The 17744-nt window shown below is 70.3% G+C and carries 18 protein-coding genes; 6 read left to right on the top strand and 12 right to left on the bottom strand.

From position 1 onward, the window contains the following. The first annotated feature begins 40 nt into the window (after positions 1-40). Positions 41-1873, top strand: a complete 1833-nt coding sequence (locus JQN83_RS01955) for an NHL domain-containing thioredoxin family protein (protein WP_208565269.1) — start codon at positions 41-43, stop codon at positions 1871-1873. Between the two features lie 108 nt (positions 1874-1981). Here JQN83_RS01955 and JQN83_RS01950 read toward each other — a convergent pair whose 3' ends face one another. From JQN83_RS01950 to JQN83_RS01940, 3 genes are read right to left on the bottom strand one after another with little or no spacing between them, the layout of a single operon-like run. Beyond that, on the bottom strand, positions 1982-2731 hold the full coding sequence (locus JQN83_RS01950; RefSeq protein ID WP_208565268.1) for a LamB/YcsF family protein: 750 nt from the start codon (positions 2729-2731) through the stop codon (positions 1982-1984). After that, complete coding sequence (locus JQN83_RS01945; protein ID WP_307798951.1) at positions 2715-3563, bottom strand: 5-oxoprolinase subunit C family protein; 849 nt, start codon at positions 3561-3563, stop codon at positions 2715-2717. Before JQN83_RS01945 ends, JQN83_RS01950 begins: the two co-directional genes overlap by 17 nt. Further along, entirely contained in the window at positions 3560-4171 is a 612-nt protein-coding gene (locus JQN83_RS01940) for a 5-oxoprolinase subunit B family protein (RefSeq protein ID WP_208565267.1), read from the bottom strand. Before JQN83_RS01940 ends, JQN83_RS01945 begins: the two co-directional genes overlap by 4 nt. A 107-nt stretch (positions 4172-4278) precedes the next feature. Here JQN83_RS01940 and trhA point away from each other — a divergent pair, with 107 nt between their 5' ends. Beyond that, positions 4279-4956, top strand: a complete 678-nt coding sequence (gene trhA / locus JQN83_RS01935) for a PAQR family membrane homeostasis protein TrhA (RefSeq protein ID WP_208565266.1) — start codon at positions 4279-4281, stop codon at positions 4954-4956. 129 nt (positions 4957-5085) lie between these two features. Here trhA and JQN83_RS01930 read toward each other — a convergent pair whose 3' ends face one another. Next, entirely contained in the window at positions 5086-5376 is a 291-nt protein-coding gene (locus JQN83_RS01930) for a DUF6458 family protein (protein ID WP_208565265.1), read from the bottom strand. Positions 5377-5500: 124 nt separating this feature from the next. Here JQN83_RS01930 and JQN83_RS01925 point away from each other — a divergent pair, with 124 nt between their 5' ends. Then, entirely contained in the window at positions 5501-6037 is a 537-nt protein-coding gene (locus tag JQN83_RS01925; RefSeq protein WP_208565264.1) for a SixA phosphatase family protein, read from the top strand. Positions 6038-6125: 88 nt separating this feature from the next. On the opposite strand, the gene JQN83_RS01920 is transcribed toward JQN83_RS01925, so the two are convergent. The 4 genes from JQN83_RS01920 to JQN83_RS01905 all read right to left on the bottom strand — a co-directional run bounded on the left by JQN83_RS01920 (position 6126) and on the right by JQN83_RS01905 (position 10509). Beyond that, positions 6126-6395, bottom strand: a complete 270-nt coding sequence (locus JQN83_RS01920) for a DUF6458 family protein (protein WP_091253403.1) — start codon at positions 6393-6395, stop codon at positions 6126-6128. Positions 6396-6675: 280 nt separating this feature from the next. Next, positions 6676-8532 (bottom strand): acyl-CoA dehydrogenase, encoded by a 1857-nt coding sequence (locus JQN83_RS01915; RefSeq protein WP_208565263.1) that lies wholly within the window; start codon positions 8530-8532, stop codon positions 6676-6678. 117 nt (positions 8533-8649) lie between these two features. After that, the gene (locus tag JQN83_RS01910; protein ID WP_208565262.1) at positions 8650-9777 is read right to left on the bottom strand and encodes a PP2C family protein-serine/threonine phosphatase; all 1128 of its coding nucleotides are present in this window, start codon (positions 9775-9777) and stop codon (positions 8650-8652) included. Positions 9778-9864: 87 nt separating this feature from the next. After that, complete coding sequence (locus JQN83_RS01905; RefSeq protein ID WP_208565261.1) at positions 9865-10509, bottom strand: septal ring lytic transglycosylase RlpA family protein; 645 nt, start codon at positions 10507-10509, stop codon at positions 9865-9867. Positions 10510-10729: 220 nt separating this feature from the next. On the opposite strand from JQN83_RS01905, the gene JQN83_RS01900 reads away from it, so the two are divergent. Together JQN83_RS01900 and JQN83_RS01895 are read left to right on the top strand one after the other, a co-directional pair. Further along, positions 10730-11278: a phosphoribosyltransferase family protein gene (locus JQN83_RS01900; protein ID WP_208565806.1), complete on the top strand. Its 549-nt coding sequence runs from the start codon at positions 10730-10732 to the stop codon at positions 11276-11278. A gap of 106 nt (positions 11279-11384) precedes the next feature. Continuing rightward, on the top strand, positions 11385-11816 hold the full coding sequence (locus JQN83_RS01895) for an ASCH domain-containing protein (protein WP_208565260.1): 432 nt from the start codon (positions 11385-11387) through the stop codon (positions 11814-11816). A gap of 164 nt (positions 11817-11980) precedes the next feature. Here the strand turns inward: JQN83_RS01895 and JQN83_RS01890 are convergent, their stop codons facing one another. The 3 genes from JQN83_RS01890 to JQN83_RS01880 form a co-directional block, all read right to left on the bottom strand. Next, a complete protein-coding gene (locus JQN83_RS01890) occupies positions 11981-12868 on the bottom strand; it encodes an LLM class flavin-dependent oxidoreductase (RefSeq protein ID WP_208565259.1) in 888 nt (295 codons plus the stop codon). Between the two features lie 60 nt (positions 12869-12928). Next, positions 12929-13192: a bacteriocin immunity protein gene (locus JQN83_RS01885; RefSeq protein WP_208565258.1), complete on the bottom strand. Its 264-nt coding sequence runs from the start codon at positions 13190-13192 to the stop codon at positions 12929-12931. Between the two features lie 984 nt (positions 13193-14176). Next, positions 14177-14614: a DUF6228 family protein gene (locus JQN83_RS01880; RefSeq protein WP_208565257.1), complete on the bottom strand. Its 438-nt coding sequence runs from the start codon at positions 14612-14614 to the stop codon at positions 14177-14179. 1328 nt (positions 14615-15942) lie between these two features. On the opposite strand from JQN83_RS01880, the gene JQN83_RS01875 reads away from it, so the two are divergent. Then, a complete protein-coding gene (locus JQN83_RS01875; protein ID WP_208565256.1) occupies positions 15943-16713 on the top strand; it encodes a hypothetical protein in 771 nt (256 codons plus the stop codon). Positions 16714-17254: 541 nt separating this feature from the next. Here JQN83_RS01875 and JQN83_RS01870 read toward each other — a convergent pair. Next, a complete protein-coding gene (locus tag JQN83_RS01870) occupies positions 17255-17677 on the bottom strand; it encodes a GntR family transcriptional regulator (protein ID WP_208565255.1) in 423 nt (140 codons plus the stop codon). Positions 17678-17744: the final 67 nt, after the last annotated feature.

Raw genomic sequence — 17744 nt, 5'->3', positions numbered from 1 at the left:
TCGTGCGACCCGTCGGCAGGCGGTGCGGCACGATGGGGGCATGAGCGCACGGGTACGGGCACCAGAGTTGCGTGGTCGGGGCTGGTTGAACACCGGTGGGCGGGAGCTGAAGCTCGCCGACCTGCGGGGAAAGATCATTTTGCTCGATTTTTGGACCTTCTGCTGTATCAACTGTCTGCACGTGCTCGACGAGTTGCGCCCGCTTGAGGAGAAGTACGCCGACGTGCTGGTCGTCGTCGGGGTGCACTCGCCGAAGTTCGAGCACGAGAAGGACCCGGCCGCGCTGGCCGCCGCCGTCGAGCGGTACGGCGTGCACCACCCGGTGCTCGACGACCCCGAGCTGGACATGTGGCAGCAGTACGCGGCGAAGGCGTGGCCCACCCTGGCGGTGGTCGACCCGGAGGGTTACGTGGTCGCCACGATGGCCGGCGAGGGCCACGCCGAGGGGCTGATCCGGTTGGTCGACGACCTGATCGCCACCCATGAGGCGAAGGGCACCCTGCACCGGGGCGACGGGCCGTACGTGCCGCCGACGCCACCGGAGACGACGCTGCGCTTCCCCGGCAAGGCCGTGCTGCTCGACGGCGGCAACCTGCTGGTCTCCGACTCGGCCCGGCACAGCCTCGTGGAGCTGGCCCCCGACGGCGAGACGCCGGTCCGGCGGATCGGCTCCGGCGAGCGGGGCCGGGTCGACGGGCCGGCCGCGTCGGCCAGCTTCGCCGAGCCGCAGGGGCTCTGCCTGCTGCCCGCGCACGTCGCCGAGGTCGCCGGCTACGACCTGCTGGTCGCCGACACGGTCAACCACCTGCTGCGTGGCGTACGCCTCGACACCGGCGAGGTGACCACGGTCGCCGGCACCGGCCGGCAGTGGCGCTCCACTGTCGACGACCACGCCCACGACGCGCGCTCCGTCGACCTCTCCTCCCCGTGGGACCTGGCCTGGTACGACGACAAGGTCATCGTGGCGATGGCCGGCATCCACCAGCTCTGGTGGTTCGACCCGATCAAGCGGACCGCCGGCATGTGGGCGGGCACCACCGTCGAGGCGCTGCGCGACGGGCCGCTGACCGAGGCGTGGCTGGCCCAGCCGTCCAGCCTGTCCGTCTCGGCCGACGGCGCGCGGCTGTGGGTGGCCGACAGCGAGACCAGCGCCATCCGCTACGTGCAGGACGGCGTGCTCGGCACCGCCGTCGGGCAGGGGCTGTTCGACTTCGGGCACGTGGACGGGCCGGCCGACCGGGCGTTGCTCCAGCATCCGCTGGGGGTGTGCGCGCTGCCCGACGGTTCGGTGCTGATCGCCGACACCTACAACGGCGCGGTACGCCGCTTCGACCCGGCGACCGGCCTGGTCGCCACGGTGGCCGAGGGGCTGGCCGAGCCGAGCGACCTGGTGCTCACCGCCGACGGCGGGGTGCTGGTGGTGGAGTCGGCCGCGCACCGGTTGACCCGGCTCGCCCCGGGCGCGTTGACCGCCGCCGGGGCGGACACCGTGGACGGTCCCCGGCACCGACTGGAACGCAAACCCACCGACGTCGCGGCCGGCGAGGTGACCCTGGACGTGATCTTCACGCCGGCGCCGGGGCAGAAGCTGGACGAGACGTACGGGCCGTCGACCCGGCTGGTCGTCTCGGCCTCGCCGCCGGAGCTGCTGGTCGAGGGGGCGGGCACCGGCACCGAGCTGTCCCGTCGGCTGGTGATCGACCCGGCCGTACCCCAGGGCGTGCTCCAGGTGACCGCCCAGGCCGCCACCTGCGACGCCGACGTCGAGCATGCCGCCTGCCACCTGACCCGGCAGGACTGGGGCGTCCCGGTGCGGGTCGTCGACGACGGCGCGACCCGCGTCCCGCTGGTACTGCGCGGCCTGGACACCTGAGCGCCCGCCGCCGCAGCAGCAGACCGCGACCGGCAACGGCCCGGCGGTGGGAACGGTCCTAACTGACCCACCCGCCGGGCCATCAGGCCGCCGGGCCACCGGGGACGGTCAGGCGAACGGGGTGAGGGTGACCCCGGCGTCGATCAGCGCGGCCCGCACCAGGGCGGCCGACGCGACCGCGCCGGGGCTGTCCCCGTGCAGGCAGATCGACGCGACCGGGCACGGCACGACGGTCCCGTCGACCGCCACCACCGTCTGCTCGGTGGCCATCCGGACCGCCCGGACGGCCACCTCCTCCGGGTCGGTGACCAGCGCGCCCGGCGCGGTACGCGGCACCAGCGCCCCGTTGGGCAGGTAACCCCGGTCGGCGAAGCCTTCGGGGACCGCCCGCAGGCCCGCGCCGACGGCGAGCTGGGCGAGGGTGGAGCCGGGCGCGCAGAGGATCGGCAGCTCGTGGTCATACCCACTGACCGCCGCGACCAGGGCGGCGGCCTGCACCTCGTCGGTGGCCGCCGCGTGGTAGAGCGCGCCGTGCGGTTTGAGGTAGCGGACCCGGGTGCGGTGGGGTCGGCAGAACGCGTCTAGCGCCCCCAGCTGGTAGGTCACCTCGTCACGCAGCTCGTCGAAGCCGTACGCGATGTGCCGGCGGCCGAAGCCGGCCAGATCCCGGTAGCCGACCTGCGCGCCGACGGCGACGCCGCGTTCGGCGGCGGCGGCGCAGACCCGCCGCATGGTCGACGGGTCGCCGCCGTGGAAGCCGCACGCCACGTTGGCGGAGGTGACCAGGTCGAGCAGCGCCTCGTCATCGCCGAGCCGCCAGATGCCGAATCCCTCGCCGAGGTCAGCGTTGAGGTCCATGGAATCTCACCGTAGTCCCCGGTCGGGCCTGCGCGAGCCCGGTCACGTCGTCCACCACCCCGATCACCGGGTAGCCGCCGGTGGTCGGATGGTCGGCCAGGAAGATCAACGGCTGGCCGTCGGCGGGCACCTGCACCGCGCCGAGCACCACGCCCTCACTCGGCAGCTCCCCGGCCACCGCGCGGGGCAGCGCCGCGCCGACAAGTCGCGCACCGATCCGGTCACTCACCGGACTCACCGTGTACGCCGTGCCGAGCAGCGACGCCAGCGCGTCGGCGGTGAACCAGTCGGCGCGTGGGCCGGGGCGCAGGGTCAGCCACAGCTCGTCCGGCACCGGCCGGCCGACGGTGAAGTCCACCGGGGCGGGTGGCCCGGCCGGCGGGCCGAGCGGGAGCCGGTCGCCGTCGCCGACCGGGGGTGGGCCGAGGCCGGAGAGGGTGTCGGTGGACCGGCTGCCGAGCACCGGGTCGACGGCGATCCCCCCGTCGACCGCCAGCCAGTTGCGCAGCCCGTGCCGGGGCGACCCGATCCGCAGCACCGCCCCCGCCGGCACCGCCAACGGCCGGCCCACGTCGCCGGGGCGGCCGTCGACCCGGATCTCGACGTCGGCCCCCGTCACCGCGACCGTGCCGGCCCGGGTCAGCCGCAGCTCACCGCCGCCGAGGGTCAACTCCAGACCGGCGGCGTCCGCCGGGTTGCCGACCAGCCGGTTCGCCAGCGCCAGCGCCGCCGGATCCAGCGCCCCCGACCGGGGTACGCCGAGATGCGCCCACCCGGGCCGCCCCAGATCCTGCACGGTGGTACGCGGTCCCGCCCGACGCACCTCGATCACCGGGTCACCAGCCGGACCCGGGTGCCGGGGGTGAGGGTGGCCGGTGGGTCGGCGGCCACGTCGAAGAGGGTGAGCGTGGTCCGCCCCACCAGCAGCCAGCCACCCGGCGAGGCGGTCGGGTAGATCCCCGCGTACGGGCCGGCCAGGGCCACCGAGCCGGCGGGCACCCGGGGGCGCGGGGTGGGCAGTCGGGGCACCGCGTACTGCGGGGGGAGGCCGGTCAGGTAGCCGAAGCCGGGGGCGAAGCCGCAGAACGCCACCCGGAACTCGGTGTCCCGCAGCCGTTGCACCACCTGGGGCACGGTCAGTCGCCAGTGCGCGGCGACCAGGGGCAGGTCTTCACCGTCGTACACGGTGGGAACGTCGACGGTGCCGGCGTCGGCTGTGGTGGTGACCGGGTCGGGGGTCCAGCCGGCGATCCGGGTGGCCGTCGACTCCGGGTCGGGCACCCCGTCGAGCAGGACGGTGCCGGCCGCCGGGACGATCTCGGCGGCGTCCAGCTCACCGGCGGCGCGGCGTCGCCACAACTCGGCCCGCCACCGTTCCACCTGGCCGGGGTCGTCACAGTCGAGCAGGAGGGCGTGCCGGCCCACGGGTCGGATGCGCATCCCGCCATACTCCCCGATCGATGTGCCGTCCAGGGTCGCTAGACTCGACAGGTCTGGTGACGGGTCGCACTACCTAGAAGTAACCTACGGTGCCGTAACCTGATTCCGTGACCACCTCCGCACCGCTTCGACTCAAGCCTGTCGACATCGGTAAGCCCCGGATGCGCGGCTGGCTGCACACCTACGCGTTCTTCGTCGCGCTCGTCTGCGGCACCGTGCTCTGCGCCGTCGCGGCCACCCGTCCCGGCTGGGCGCCCCTGGTCAGCTGCCTGATCTACAGCGTCACCGTCTGCGGCCTCTTCGGCACCAGCGCCCTCTACCACCGCCGGGTGTGGTCGGAGCGCGGCTACCAGATCATGCGCCGGATGGACCACTCGATGATCTTCGTGTTCATCGCCGGCACCTACACACCGCTCTGTGTGCTGCTGCTCGACCGGCGGATGGCCACCCTGATGCTCGGCCTGGTCTGGGGTGGGGCGTTGGCCGGTGTGGCCGTCAAGCTGATCTGGCCGCACGCTCCGCGCTGGGTCTCCGCCCCGCTCTACCTGGCCCTCGGCTGGGTATCGGTGGCGATCCTCCCGCAGATCCTGCGCCAGGGCGGGGTCACCGTGCTGGTGCTGCTCGCCGCCGGTGGGGCGATGTACAGCATCGGCGCGGTCTTCTACGCGCTGCGGCGGCCCAACCCCTGGCCCACCGTCTTCGGCCACCACGAGTTCTTCCACGCCTGCACCCTGCTCGCCGCCCTCTGTCACCACATCGCGATCTACTTCGCCCTCTTCGCCTGATCACTAGTCTCCGGCCGGTCCGGGGGCGGTCGCTCCGGCCGCGCGGCAAGCCGGAGCCGGCCTGAGCAGGGAACAGTTCAGGGGCCCCGCGCCGTTGCGGGGCCCCTGAGATCATGTGGTGCGGTGCGGTCAGACCGGGTAACCCGGGCCGCGCGCCTCGCGGTACTCCTCGCGTACCACCTGGCCGCCCTGCACTGGCACGACCCGGTCGGCGACGACCTGGTCCTGACGCACGGCGGTGGTCACCACCGCCCGGCGACGGCTGTTCCAGAAGAAGAGGGTGGTCAGCAGCCCGACGAGGCCGGCGAGCATCAGCACCCAGCCCACCACGTCGAGGTTGAGCCATCCCAGGTCGGCGTCGACGGCGAACGCGAAGATCGCACCCACCGCGATGAGGAAGATGCTGGCACCGATGCCCATGACGTCGCCTCCTTGGCTGTCAGCTGGCGTTACCCACCCGCCACGGCCATCGAGGGCATCGATGAGCGAGTGGCCCCACTGACATACCCAGGCGACACTCGCGTCAATCAGGCAAGCTGGGGGAATGACGGACGGCGAGGCCGAGACACGGACACTGGTGCTGCTGCGGCACGCCAAGGCCGAACAGCCCGGGAGCGGCTCCGACGTAGACCGGCGACTGACCGCACGCGGGCACGCCGACGCCGCCGCCGCCGGGGCGTGGCTGGCCGGGCAGGGTCTCCTCCCCGACGTGGTGATCTGCTCGGCGGCCCGCCGGACCAGGCAGACCTGGCACGACGTGGCGCTGGGCATGACCGGGGTCCCGCCGGAGGGTGGCCCGGCGGGGACAGCACCGGTGGTGCGGTACGCCGCCGCCGCGTACGAGGCGCACCCGGGCGACCTGCTCGACCTGGTGCGGATGGTCGAGCCGGAGGCCCACACGGTCCTGCTCGTCGCCCACAACCCGGGCATCTCGCTGCTGTCGGCGCTCCTCGACCCGGAAGGGGCCGACCGGGAAGGGTTGCGTACCACCGGTCTGGTGGTGCACCGGGCGGCAGCCCCGTGGGCGGAGTTGACACCGGGCGACACCCCGGTCGTCGACCGGCACACCGCCCGCGGCTGACCCGACCCACCCGCCGGGCAGCCCGGCTCTGGTGACGTCTTCCCGCGGCGGCCGGTCAGCGGCCGGTGTCGTCCAGCGGGGCGGCCGGTCAGGACGGGGGTGCGGTGGGCGGCGGCGGATCGGGCGGCGGCGGCATCATCGCGGTCGGGTGGGAGAGCCGGTTCTCCTCCACGATGAGCGTGCGCGCCCGCTTGCGCCGGTCCTGCCAGAACCAGAGCGTGGTGAGCAGCACGGCCAGGCCGGCCAGGATGAAGACCCAGCCGACGGCGCGCAGGTTGATCCACCAGACGTCGGCCCGGATGGCGAACGTCATGATCGCGCCGAGCGCGATGAGAAAGATGCCGCTACCAATGCCCATGTGCGCTGCACTCCCCCGTGCGGTGGCCGTTGGGCGTGCCCTGACGTGGTCCGCGCGGGTTACCCGCCCAGCAGCCCTCCTACCGGGATCGCACCCGGCAAATCTGGCCCCCTCTCCCGACCGCTTCCCGCGCGCCTCAAGGTGACGCTGTCCCGATCCTCATCGTCGACGCAGAAGGGCCGATGTGGTGATGTCCAGACTCCCGGACACCGCCACATCGGCCCCATACGCGTCACCCGCCGAATCCGGCCGGCTCGACCCGGTCGGGACGGCGGTCAGGTCAGAAGGCTTCCTCCGGGATGTCCATGATGTCCAGGTCGGCGCCTTCGATGATCCGGCGGTCGGCGCCGATGCGGGGCAGCACCTCACGGGCGAAGAACCGGGCGGCGGCCACCTTGCCGGTGTAGAACGCCTGGTCGGTGGTGGAGACCTCACCGGCCAGCGCCTTCAGCGCCACGTCGGCCTGCTTCTGGAGCAGCCACCCGACGACCAGGTCGCCGAGGGCGAGCAGGAAGCGGCGGCTGCTCAGGCCGACCTTGTAGAGGCTGCGGGTGTCGCCGCCCTGGGCCTCACCGAGCCAACCGGTCAGCACGACGAGGATGTTCTGGATCTCGGCGAGCGCCCGACCGAGCGCCTGCCGCTCCTCCTTGAGCTGCCCGTTGCCGGCCTCGGTGCTGATGAACTCCTGGATCTCACCGGCGACCGAGGTGAGCGCCCGGCCGTTGTCCCGAACGATCTTCCGGAAGATCAGGTCGAGGCTCTGGATCGCGGTGGTGCCCTCGTACAGGGTGTCGATCTTGGCGTCCCGGACGTACTGCTCCAGCGGGTAGTCCTGGAGGAAGCCGGAGCCACCGTAGGTCTGGAGCGACTCGTGACCGAGCAGCTCGTAGGCCCGCTCGGAGCCGACGCCCTTGACCAGCGGCAGGAGCAGGTCGTTGACCCGCCTGGCCAGCTTGGTGGCCGGTTCGTCGCCGGCCGCCTCGGCGACCGCGATCTTGTCCTGCCAGGTGGCGGTGTAGCAGACCAGCGCCCGCAGCCCCTCGGCGTACGACTTCTGCATCAGCAGCGAACGGCGCACGTCCGGGTGGTGGGTGATGGTGACCCGGGGCGCGGCCTTGTCGGCCTGCTGGGTCAGGTCGGCGCCCTGCACCCGGTTCTTCGCGTACTCCAGGGCGTTGAGATAGCCGGTGGACAGGGTGGCGATCGCCTTGGTGCCGACCATCATCCGGGCGTACTCGATGATCATGAACATCTGCCGGATGCCGTCGTGCTTCTCGCCCAGCAGCCAACCCTTGGCCGGTACGCCGTGCTCGCCGAAGGTCAGCTCGCAGGTGTTGGAGACCTTGATGCCCATCTTGTGCTCGACGTTGGTGGCGTAGACGCCGTTGCGCTCGCCCAGCTCGCCGGTCTCGGCGTCGAAGTGGAACTTCGGCACGACGAACAGGGACAGCCCCTTGGTGCCCGGGCCGCCGACGCCCTCGACGCCGACCGGACGGGCCAGCACGTAGTGGACGATGTTGTCGCTCAGGTCGTGCTCGCCGGAGGTGATGAAGCGCTTCACGCCCTCGATGTGCCAGGAGCCGTCCGGCTGCTGGACGGCACGGGCCCGGCCGGCGCCGACGTCCGAACCGGCGTCCGGCTCGGTGAGCACCATGGTGGAGGCCCACTGCTGGTCGATGAAGAGCTTGGCCCACTTCTTCTGCTCGTCGGTGCCCTCGACCTCCAGCACGTGCGCGAAGGACGGGCCGGAGGCGTACATCCAGACGGGCGCGTTGGCGCCGAGCACCAGCTCGGCGAGCGACCACCAGAGCGCGCGCGGGGCGCTGCTGCCGCCGAGGGACTCGGGGAGGTCCAGCCGCCAGAACTCGGAGTCCATGAACGCCTGGTAGGACTTCTTGAACGACTCCGGCAGCGGCGCGGTGTGCGTCGCGGGGTCGAAGACCGGCGGGTTGCGGTCGCTGTCCTGGTAGCTGGCCGCGAGGTCCTCACGGGCCAGGCGGTCGACCTCGGAGAGGAAGCTGCGGGCGGTGTCGACGTCCAGGTCCGTGTACGGCTCCTGGCCGAACGTCCGGTCCGCCCCGAAGACCTCGAACAGGTTGAACTCAAGGTCCCGAAGGTTGCTCTTGTAGTGGGTCATGCTCGCTGGCCCCGCTTCCGGACAGGTGTTACCGATCAGTAACCCCCACTGTATTACTCACCGGTAGGCAGCGACAACCCGATCGTCGAAGTGACGGCGATCACAGCCCGGCGCGCGTCAGTTCTCCGCCGCGCCGACCTCCCACGACGGCACCGCCACCGTCACCCCGCTACGCGGCCCGGTGTACTCCATCAGCACCAGGGCGATGTCGTCGTCGAGCCGCCCGTGCACCCACTCGACCAGCGCGGTCTCCAGGGAGGCCAGACCGTCGCCGACCGTGCCGTGGCCGAGCAGCCGCCACGCCCGGTCGGCGGTCGGGAAGAACTCGCCGTCCCGCCGCGCCTCACCGAGACCGTCGGTGAACAGCAACAGCCGGTCGCCCGGCTCCAGCCGCTCCACCCGGGGCCGGACCACCGGCATGAAACCCAGCGGCGGGGCCGGCGCGGGCGGCTCCAGCGGGATCACCGCGCCCCGACGCAGCAGCAACGGTGCCGGATGGCCGCAGTTGACGATGGTCAGCGTCCCGCCGCGCTCCTCGACCACGGCCGCGGTGACGAAGTCCTCGTCCCCCACGTTGCGGGCCACCGCCCGGTCCAGGTCGGCCACCACCGCCCGCAGGTCGGGCCGCTCATAGGCGACGTGCCGGTAGGAGCCGAGCACGATGCTGGCGAGCCGGACCGCGTCCAGCCCCTTGCCCCGCACGTCCCCGATGATCATCCGGACGCCGTACGGGGTGTCTATCGCCTCGTACAGGTCACCGCCGATCTCGGCGGTGGCCGTGGGGGAGATGTACCGGGCCGCCACCGCCAGGGTCCCGACCTGCGGGCCGAGCGGACGCAGCACGGCCTGCTGAGCCACCGAGGCCAGCCGGGACAGCTCGCCGATTTGCACCACCTGCCCCTGCCGGACCGCCGCCACGCTCGCCGCCACCACGGTGGCGAAGGCGATCCCGACCAGGGACACCGCAGTGGTCAGCTTCATCGCCGGATCGGCCACCGCGAAACCGGCCCCGACCAGCAGCGCGAGGAAACCCACCCCGGCCACCGCCCGCCACGAGGCGAAACCGGCGGCCAGGATCGGCGCCACCGTCATCAGTGCGACGTAGTGCACCGCACGGCCGTCGGCCGACTCGATCGCCGAGACGAGCGCGAGCAGCCCGACGGCCGCGCCGACGCCGGCGCGGGACCCGGGACTCAGTGGGCCTCGGCCCAACTGGAAGGCATGTTTACGTACGTGGGACAGCATGCCTGATGGAACCGGGCCGGAGAATGAACCTAGCCCCACGATTGAGGGTGTTCTACCCGGCCGTCCCGCTGCTGTCACCGTTCGCCGTCAGCCCAGCACCTCATACCTGACCGTCAGTTCACCCAGGTCGACCGAGGCGATCGCGGCGAAGGCGGCCCGGGACAGGTCGATGCAGCGCCCGTCGACGAACGGGCCACGGTCGTTGATCCGCACGGTGACGGACTTGCCGTTGGCCGGGTTGGTCACCCGGACCTTGGTGTTGAACGGCAGGGTCTTGTGCGCGGCGGTCAGCGCGCTCGGGTCGAAGTTCTCCCCGTTGGCGGTCAACTGACCCTCGTCGTAGAAGGACGCGCCGCACGAGCCGCTGTCGACGACGTTGCTCCTCGGGGCCGCCTTCTTCGTGGTGGCGGACGGCTTGGGCGCGGGCGTGCGCGGCTTGCTCCGGGAGGCGGCCTGGGTCCGGGTCGCCTTCGGGCTGGCCGTGGCGGTGGGCGACGGGCTGGCGGTCGGGGAGACGGTGGGGCTGGCACTCGGGCTCGGGGTCGGCGCGGCGGTGGTGCCGACGACGCCGGGGGTGACCGGGTCCACGACCACGGGGGCTGGCGCGTCGTCGGCCGTCAACTGCACCGCGCCGACGGTGCCGCCGACGGCGAGCGCGACACCGAGCGCGGCGGTGGCCGCGATGCCGGCGGGCGAGGAGAAGATCCGGGTACGGGAGTGCCTGCCAACCACCGGCTCGGTCCTTTCGTATGCCTTCATAGCGGCTCGGACGGTAACGACAGAAGCACTTCCGAAGTCAACGCGATCATGGTGGTATGCCCGGAATTACAGTGATACGTGTGACCGATCAGCCGACGGCCGGTGGGCCGCACGGGCCAGAATGCCACCGCTGGCATTCACCGTCGAGGATGGGGCCATGACCGCCGCGCCGCGTACCCGCGAGGATGGGGCCATGACCGCCGCGCTGCGCGCCCGCCTGGTCGAGCTGTTCCGCTGGGTCGACCCGGGGCCGGGCAGCAGCCACCTGGTCAGCGACGTCTCCGGCTGGTGGCGGGACCCGCAGGTGCTGGCCGGGCTCGGACCGGCCCTGGTCGCACCGTTCCGCACCGACCGGCCGACCGTCGTCGTCGCCCCCGCGGTGACCGGGTTGATGCTCGGGCCGCTCGCCGCGACCGCCCTCGGTGTCGGCTTCGTCCCGGCCCACAAGCCCGGCGACGGCCGACTCCCCGCCGGCCCGCTGACCTGGGCGCAGAGCCCACCCGACTTCCGGGGCCGGCAGGTCGACCTGGCGGTACGCGACGACCGGCTCGGCGCGGACGACCGGGTGCTCATGGTCGACGACTGGGTCGCCACCGGAGCCCAGGTGCGGGCCGTCCGGGACCTCTGCGCCGCCCGGGGCGCACACTGGGTCGGCGTCGCCGCCGTGGTCGTCGACCTGCCCGACCCGGTCGCCGCCGAACTGGGCGCCCGCGGGCTACTCACCCCCGCTAACCTGCCCTGACCCACGCTCCGGTGTCAGCCCGGCCAGGTGAACCGCACGAGCGGGGCCGACCGTGGGGCGTCGAAATCGGGCGACGGGACAGCGGCACCCCGGTAGCCTCGGCCGCATGTGGCCACGGATCGGCGGACTCCGCACGCTCGCCCTCGGCACCCCCGGTGAGCTGCGCAGCACCCTCAACACGTTGGTGCTGGCCGGGGTGAAGACGGCCACCGCCGGTCTGCTCACCGAGTACGCCGACGAGACCGAGGAGTTGGAGCACGTCGGCGAGCGGCTGGCCCTGGTCGACGACCGGGACACCCTCGTCGGAGTGGTCGAGGTGACCGGGATCGACGTCGTCCCCTTCGCCCGGGTCCCCTGGGACTTCGCCCGCTCCGAGGGGGAGGGCGACCGCTCGATCGAGGACTGGCGGGCGGGGCACGCCGGCTTCTGGGCCCGGGCCGGCACCCCGGTCACCGACGACACCGAGATCGTCTGCATCCGGTTCCGGCTGGTCTCGGCCGGCGACGGCGGGACACGCACCGGCGACCTGGGCACCTGAACCAGCCCCGGGCCGCACCCCGTCAGTGTGTGCGGCCCCCGCCAGTGCGTGCTGCGGCGACCGGTCAGGGCGTGCGGCGACCGGTCAGGGCGTGCGGCGACCGGTCAGGGCGTGCGGCGACCGGTCAGGGCGTGCGGCGACCGGTCAGGGCGTGCGGCGACCGGTCAGGGCGTGCGCAGCTCCGGCAGCAGCCGGGTGGCGACGTCCGCCAGCACCGCCTCGTCCCCCGCGTACCAGCTGCTGGCCCGGGGCCAGTGCGTGATCACGTCGGTGAAGCCGAGCGCCGCCGCCCGCGCGACCTGCTCGGCGAAAAAGTCCGCGCTGCTCAGCGAGAAGACCGGTGCCGAGTCCAGGGAGAGGTACCGGGGCAGACTGGCCGGTTCGCGGCCGGCCTCGTCGAGGGTACGGTCCATCCGGGCGCAGAGCGTCGCCACCCCGTCCCACCAGGCCGTCAGGTCCTCCTCGCCGGTGCCGGTGGTGACCCAGCCCTGACCGAACCGGGCGACCAACCGCATCGACCGGGGCCCGTTGGCGGCCACCACGAACGGCACCCGGGGTTGCTGCAAGCAGCCGGGGTTGTTGCGGGCGTCCACGGCGGAGAACCAGTCACCCCGCCAGGTGGTGCCGTCCTCCCGCAGGATCAGGTCCAGCAGCTCGGTGAACTCGCCGAACCGGTCCACCCGCGGCCGGGGCGGCAGCGTCTCCCCGCCCAGCACCACCGAGTCGAAGCCGATCCCACCCGCGCCGAGACCCAGCATCAGCCGCCCGCCGCAGATGTCGTCGAGGGTGGTGACCTGCCGGGCGAACGCCGCCGGATGCCGGAAGTTGGGCGAGGCGACCAGGGTGCCGAGCAGGATCCGTTCGGTCACCGTGGCAGCGGCGGTCAGCGTCGACATCGAGTCGAACCACGGGCCGTCGACCAGATCCCGCCAACCCAGGTGGTCGTACGTCCAGGCGTGGTCGAAGCCCCACGCGTCCACCTGCTGCCAGCGCCGACGCGCCTCCGGCCACCGCTGGTCGGGAAGGATCACGATGCCAATCCGCATGATCACCAGGGTACGTCCCGACGCCGCCCCCGCCGTTCCCGTGCCGGGTGCCCGCGCCCACGTGGGTCAGTCAGGCCGGGTCTGCTCCTCGGTCTCCGACCACGGGGTCGCCTGCAGCACGATCGGCCGGTAGGCCAGCGCGCGGTCGACGACCTCGGTGGCCGTCAGCTCCGGGGTGGTCGTGAAGATCAGATCGGAGACGTCCGGACAGACGAGGTCGCGTGCGAGTCTGTCCAGCCAGTAGTTCAGCTCGCCGTCGTCGGCATAGTCGAGCCGCATGATCCGCTCGACGAGGGCGACGGCCTCGTCCCTGGTCAGCTTCGCCGGCACGGCGATCTCCTCGGAGCAGGGTCGATGGCACCCCACATGATCCTTGGCGGGGGTAGTGGCGAGGTTTCCGCCCCGGGCTGTCGTCCAGGTCGGCCCGGGAGCGCGCGGGCCGGGTGGTCCTGGCGCGTCCTTTCGAGCTGATGTCGTCAACGAATCAGGCGGTGAGTGGGGCGTGACAGGTGTGCAGGAGGGTGTGATGGACGGCAGGCGACCGGCGGGGCGGCAGGCGGGGCGGCGGGCGGCAGGCGGCGGGCGGGGTGACGGGCGGCGGGCGGGGCGGCGGGCGGCGGGCGGCGGGCGGCGGAGTGTGCTGACGTCGACACCGCTTCGGCCGTCGGTGTGAATCGTTCACGTCATCAGGTCTAAAGGACGCGCACGTGTATCCGCTGCCCCGCCATGCCGATCCAGAGGGCTTCAGGTCGCCGGGGTCGCCGCCTGGGCGACGTCACTTCACGGAGGTGTTCTCAACGTGTCAATCACGCCAGAACGGATCAACGGCCAGCGAAAGGGCTTCCGCGCGTTCGTCCTGCACGTGGATCTCTTGTCGGGACCGGTGGGACCGGGGTTGCATGTCTCGTCGCAACCGCCAAGCCACCAACGCAGGCGGCACGTGGAGCCGCTACCCCGGCCCAAGGTCATGACCTGTCACCGCGACAACCCGCTGTCGGCCGAGCCCGTGATCAGCTGGCTTTCGAGCCAGGTAAGCAGCGTCGTGCTGTACTGCCCGCTAATGTTCCCGCCATCGGCACGGTGCGCGCTGGTTGGCCACAGAACATCGAAGGCCCTGACTCGGATTCACATCCGAGTCAGGGCCTTCGTGGTGGAGCGGGTGACGGGAATCGAACCCGCACTGTCAGCTTGGGAATCGACGATGGGCGGCAGGGCGAAGGGCCGGCGGCCTGGTCGCGGTGGTCCCCGGTGGCCTGGGTTGACCCCGGTTGTCCTGCCCTAATGGCACGCTAATGGCACGCCACGAGGGGATTGCTACAGCTGGAGCAGGGCGCTGAGGTCGGCGGCCACCTGGGTCATCTCCTCGCCCGCTTCCAGCACGAAGACCGCTCTGGCTGACCATCCCGTGTCATCGGGGTCGAACCCCGGCGGACGGAGGGTTACGCCGAGCGAGACGTAACCGCGCCCGTCGTGACGCGCGTCGAAGCAGAGTTCCCGCTCCATTGACGTCCAGGTGCGGACGCCCTGCCACCCCTCCCACCCTGCGGCCAGGGAGTCGAGGAAGACCGGCAGAGCGACAATGTCCGGGCTGCTGCACAAGCCGTCGATCATGGCCACGGTCGAAGCCGTCATCCCGTCCTCGTGCAGCTCGGTGGCGACGGTGAACACGTAACCGTCGCCGTAAGGGTCCTCAGGTGGATGAACGACCCACCGCGCGCCACCAGGGCGGCGCAGCACGAACGGCTCTCTCATGGACTGCAGTCTCCAGACGCCCGATCGGCTCGTCTACGCGATTCGATGGCAAGCCGGCGGAGCCGGTGCGGCAGTCGATCGCCGGAAGCCCGGCGGAGGCCAACCAAGCTGGCGATCGTCACGGCCTGGTCCCGAGCCGGTCGGGACGGGCCTGGACGCGGCAGCCCGTCGGTTCTCGGCGGCTTCCCGCCCCGGTGCCGGAGGCGGCCGGGGCGGCTTGCCGCCGGACGGGACCACCGCGTCGCACCGTGCGCAGCACGGTGCCTTGATCCAGAACAGAACAATTCAGCAGCAGCGCAAGTCGCTTGATCTTCCTCCGTCGACTGATGTGCGGCACGCGGCCACCAGCTGATCTGTGACAGGGGTCGGTTTCGGCACTCTGAGCTCGACGTCTCCGCGGGGCGTCGAGACTCGGGTGGCAGGGATTGGCACTGTTTGGGTTCAAGCGGTCCCGTCCGGGCACAGTCCCACACGTCTCTGACGTCAGGCGCTGATCCGAAGCTCTCCGCTGCCGCTCTCCAGCGTCCAGCTCCGTTGCTGTCACCACTGCTATCGACAGCAACCGGGCCTCCCGCCTCCCAGGGGCCTCAGCTGGACTTCAGCTTGAGACACACGGCGGTCGGGCGTGGTAGCGGCTAGGCCATGGACACAAGAGCGACATCGCCCACCCACTCAACGGCACCCCGACTACCCGATGCCGACCGCCACATTGGGCAACGAATCGGGCATGAACCCGACCACGACAAGGGGATAGATCTCATCTAGCATCAGAGAGTTACCTAGAGCGATGCTCGCCCCCTAAGACGTGGAGCGTCTGTGGACTCACGGTCTGCTGCTACTCGGCCACAAGGTACCGCTGAGCATGGGGAGGCACCTGAGGGATATTCATACTCCTTCTCGGGGGAGCGAGTTTCTGCAGCGCAAGCGCCGGACCGCTTAATCACCATCGAAATCCTGATACCGGGCGGGATGACCGATCCGGCAGTAAGTAAATTCGCCGAATCTGTACATGAATTCAGCCTAGCGCTTTCAAGAGAGACGTCGCGCCTCGAAGAAGCCGAACGCGCAGACGTAGTGAACGCTCCCGAGATAACGACCACTATGGTGGTAAAAGCAAACAAGGAAGTGCGAAGCCCTCGACAGGACCCCAACCCTCCACCATCCCCGGGGGTCGTAACGGCGCAGCTATTAGCATTTGTTGCAGCCATACTAGCGGGAGTGTTCGGGAGTTACCTGAATTCTAAGCTGCAATGGTTTGGCTTGATCGGATGCGTCACAGCTGGCGCGATTGCACAGGGGTATGCGATTATTGCAGTGCGGAGGCGATCGTGAGTAAAGACAAGAACGAGAACGTAGATCCCCTGAGCTCCAACCTCACCCCCGCAGCTTCGGAGTTGCTGTCTAGCTACCTAGCCTCAACCCGGGACCGCATCCTCAACGAGATTGAACATACTCGCGCGACCGACGGAATCGAAGGAAGCATCAGAAAAGACGATCTCGCAGAAGCGATCCGCCGGATATCGGCAGCTGACGCCAGAACTCACTACCTTGGGAAGCTGCGCGGCATGCGGAGGAACCTCTTTTATCAAGTAATCAAAGTCGGGTTTATTTGTACTACTATAATTGTTTTCGTCATCAATATGGAGAGAGTCCAGGGCAATAGCTTTCCCTGGCTCCAATTCATTCTCGGAGGCGCCGCCTTCATCGCCGGCGAGACGCTATACGAGATAATTGACTTTCAATTCAAATCGCGTCGAGCACGGCGAACTAACGGGTCTAAACTGTTCCTAGAGCTAATCTCAAAGGTTGAAATAAATGCACGCAAATTTGTTGCGCGAGAGATCGGCATGGCTTCCGCTGAAGGCCCTTTAGGAATCATTCTTGCGGTCATGCGCGACAAAAATATCTGGTCAGACGATGAAATCAACAATTTTCGGCTACTAATGAGAATTCGCAACTCACTAGTTCATGAAAACTCAAAGACTCTCTCCGACGAGCAACTGCGGGTTGCACTGTCGCAGCTGCAAAGATTGAGTGACCGCATCCCCGGCCCACGCATTCCGTGGCCGGTACGAAGTCGAGCAGTAACAACTTCGTAGTGCGGAGCCACATCAGGGCTGAGTGCCATCCCGTTTGTCATCGAGCCGCCACTCCTGGGAGCGGGGCCAGCGCCCTGCCCGCCACATGAAGACGGCGTTGACGCACAGTCGGACGCTGGCGGGCGGGCGGTGGCCTGCTCGGCTTGCCCGGGTCGACGGTGGGGCGGGATGGCCCGCGCAACCAACCACGGACCGCAACCCGGCGACGGGTTGCAACCATCTCGGAGCCCAAGCCCCCCCCCCGCCGGAGGCGCAGTAACCGCAACCCCGCGACCATCGCCAGCTTGCCGACACGGCCGGCGTGCCCTCCCTACGCCGCCCGGGCTCGTGGCCTCGCGGCTTGGCCGGCCGCCCCACCTCTCACCCGTCAGCGATCTGTCGATCTGCGGCGGCCCCTGGGCTCCCCGCTTTCACGCCAGCCGTCGGGCATGCTGTCTGGCCGGAGTCGGGGCGCCAGCGGAGCCATGGACGCGCGCCCTAGCGACGGCGCGTGCCGCCCATTCACGGCCGCCTTGAAGACGTATCGAAGGTGTGAACTGCTCTAGCTCTCCGTATAAAGCAATCGGTAGGTTCTGACGACTGTTCCGACGGCCCCGTTTGTTCGGGTGAGACTCTGCTGCTCCAAAAGTGCCGTGCCTACATCGACAGCGAAAATGGCTGCCAATTCTGCATCCGCAGCGATGTGGCGCTGTTGCATCTCCGTCTGGGAACACCCATCCTGTCCTGGCGCGTTTCGGCGAGACACAGCGTATGTCCCGCGCCCGTGATCGGTGACCACCAACTCTGCCTCGCGTAATGCGGCTATGGCCTGACGAACCGTGCCGCGCGCTGCCCTGAACTCGGCGGTAAGTGCGCTCTCGGCGGGCAGAAGGGCTCCCGGCGGGATGACGCCGCTCTCGATGCGGCGTCTGAGTTCGTCGGCGATGGTGCGGTAGCGGGGTTGTCCGTAGTGCGGGGTGGGCACCTGTTCACCGTACCTGGCACTTGTTGTACCAAGTGCCAAGCAAGCGACGCGTTTCGACGTCTAGACA

It is taken from the genome of Micromonospora antibiotica (assembly GCF_017599305.1).
Lineage (GTDB): Bacteria > Actinomycetota > Actinomycetes > Mycobacteriales > Micromonosporaceae > Micromonospora > Micromonospora antibiotica.
Note: the sequence above shows the minus strand (reverse complement) of the source record. Positions and strands in the feature narration are given on the sequence as shown.

Excerpts from the sequence above, each read along its gene's own strand:
- JQN83_RS01955 (WP_208565269.1), top strand. The coding sequence starts at position 41 with ATGAGCGCACGGGTACGGGCACCAGAGTTGCGTGGTCGGGGCTGGTTG.
- JQN83_RS01950 (WP_208565268.1), bottom strand. The coding sequence starts at position 2,731 with ATGGACCTCAACGCTGACCTCGGCGAGGGATTCGGCATCTGGCGGCTC.
- JQN83_RS01940 (WP_208565267.1), bottom strand. The coding sequence starts at position 4,171 with ATGCGCATCCGACCCGTGGGCCGGCACGCCCTCCTGCTCGACTGTGAC.
- JQN83_RS01930 (WP_208565265.1), bottom strand. The coding sequence starts at position 5,376 with ATGGGCATCGGTGCCAGCATCTTCCTCATCGCGGTGGGTGCGATCTTC.
- JQN83_RS01925 (WP_208565264.1), top strand. The coding sequence starts at position 5,501 with ATGACGGACGGCGAGGCCGAGACACGGACACTGGTGCTGCTGCGGCAC.
- JQN83_RS01920 (WP_091253403.1), bottom strand. The coding sequence starts at position 6,395 with ATGGGCATTGGTAGCGGCATCTTTCTCATCGCGCTCGGCGCGATCATG.
- JQN83_RS01915 (WP_208565263.1), bottom strand. The coding sequence starts at position 8,532 with ATGACCCACTACAAGAGCAACCTTCGGGACCTTGAGTTCAACCTGTTC.
- JQN83_RS01910 (WP_208565262.1), bottom strand. The coding sequence starts at position 9,777 with ATGCTGTCCCACGTACGTAAACATGCCTTCCAGTTGGGCCGAGGCCCA.
- JQN83_RS01900 (WP_208565806.1), top strand. The coding sequence starts at position 10,730 with ATGACCGCCGCGCTGCGCGCCCGCCTGGTCGAGCTGTTCCGCTGGGTC.
- JQN83_RS01895 (WP_208565260.1), top strand. The coding sequence starts at position 11,385 with ATGTGGCCACGGATCGGCGGACTCCGCACGCTCGCCCTCGGCACCCCC.
- JQN83_RS01880 (WP_208565257.1), bottom strand. The coding sequence starts at position 14,614 with ATGAGAGAGCCGTTCGTGCTGCGCCGCCCTGGTGGCGCGCGGTGGGTC.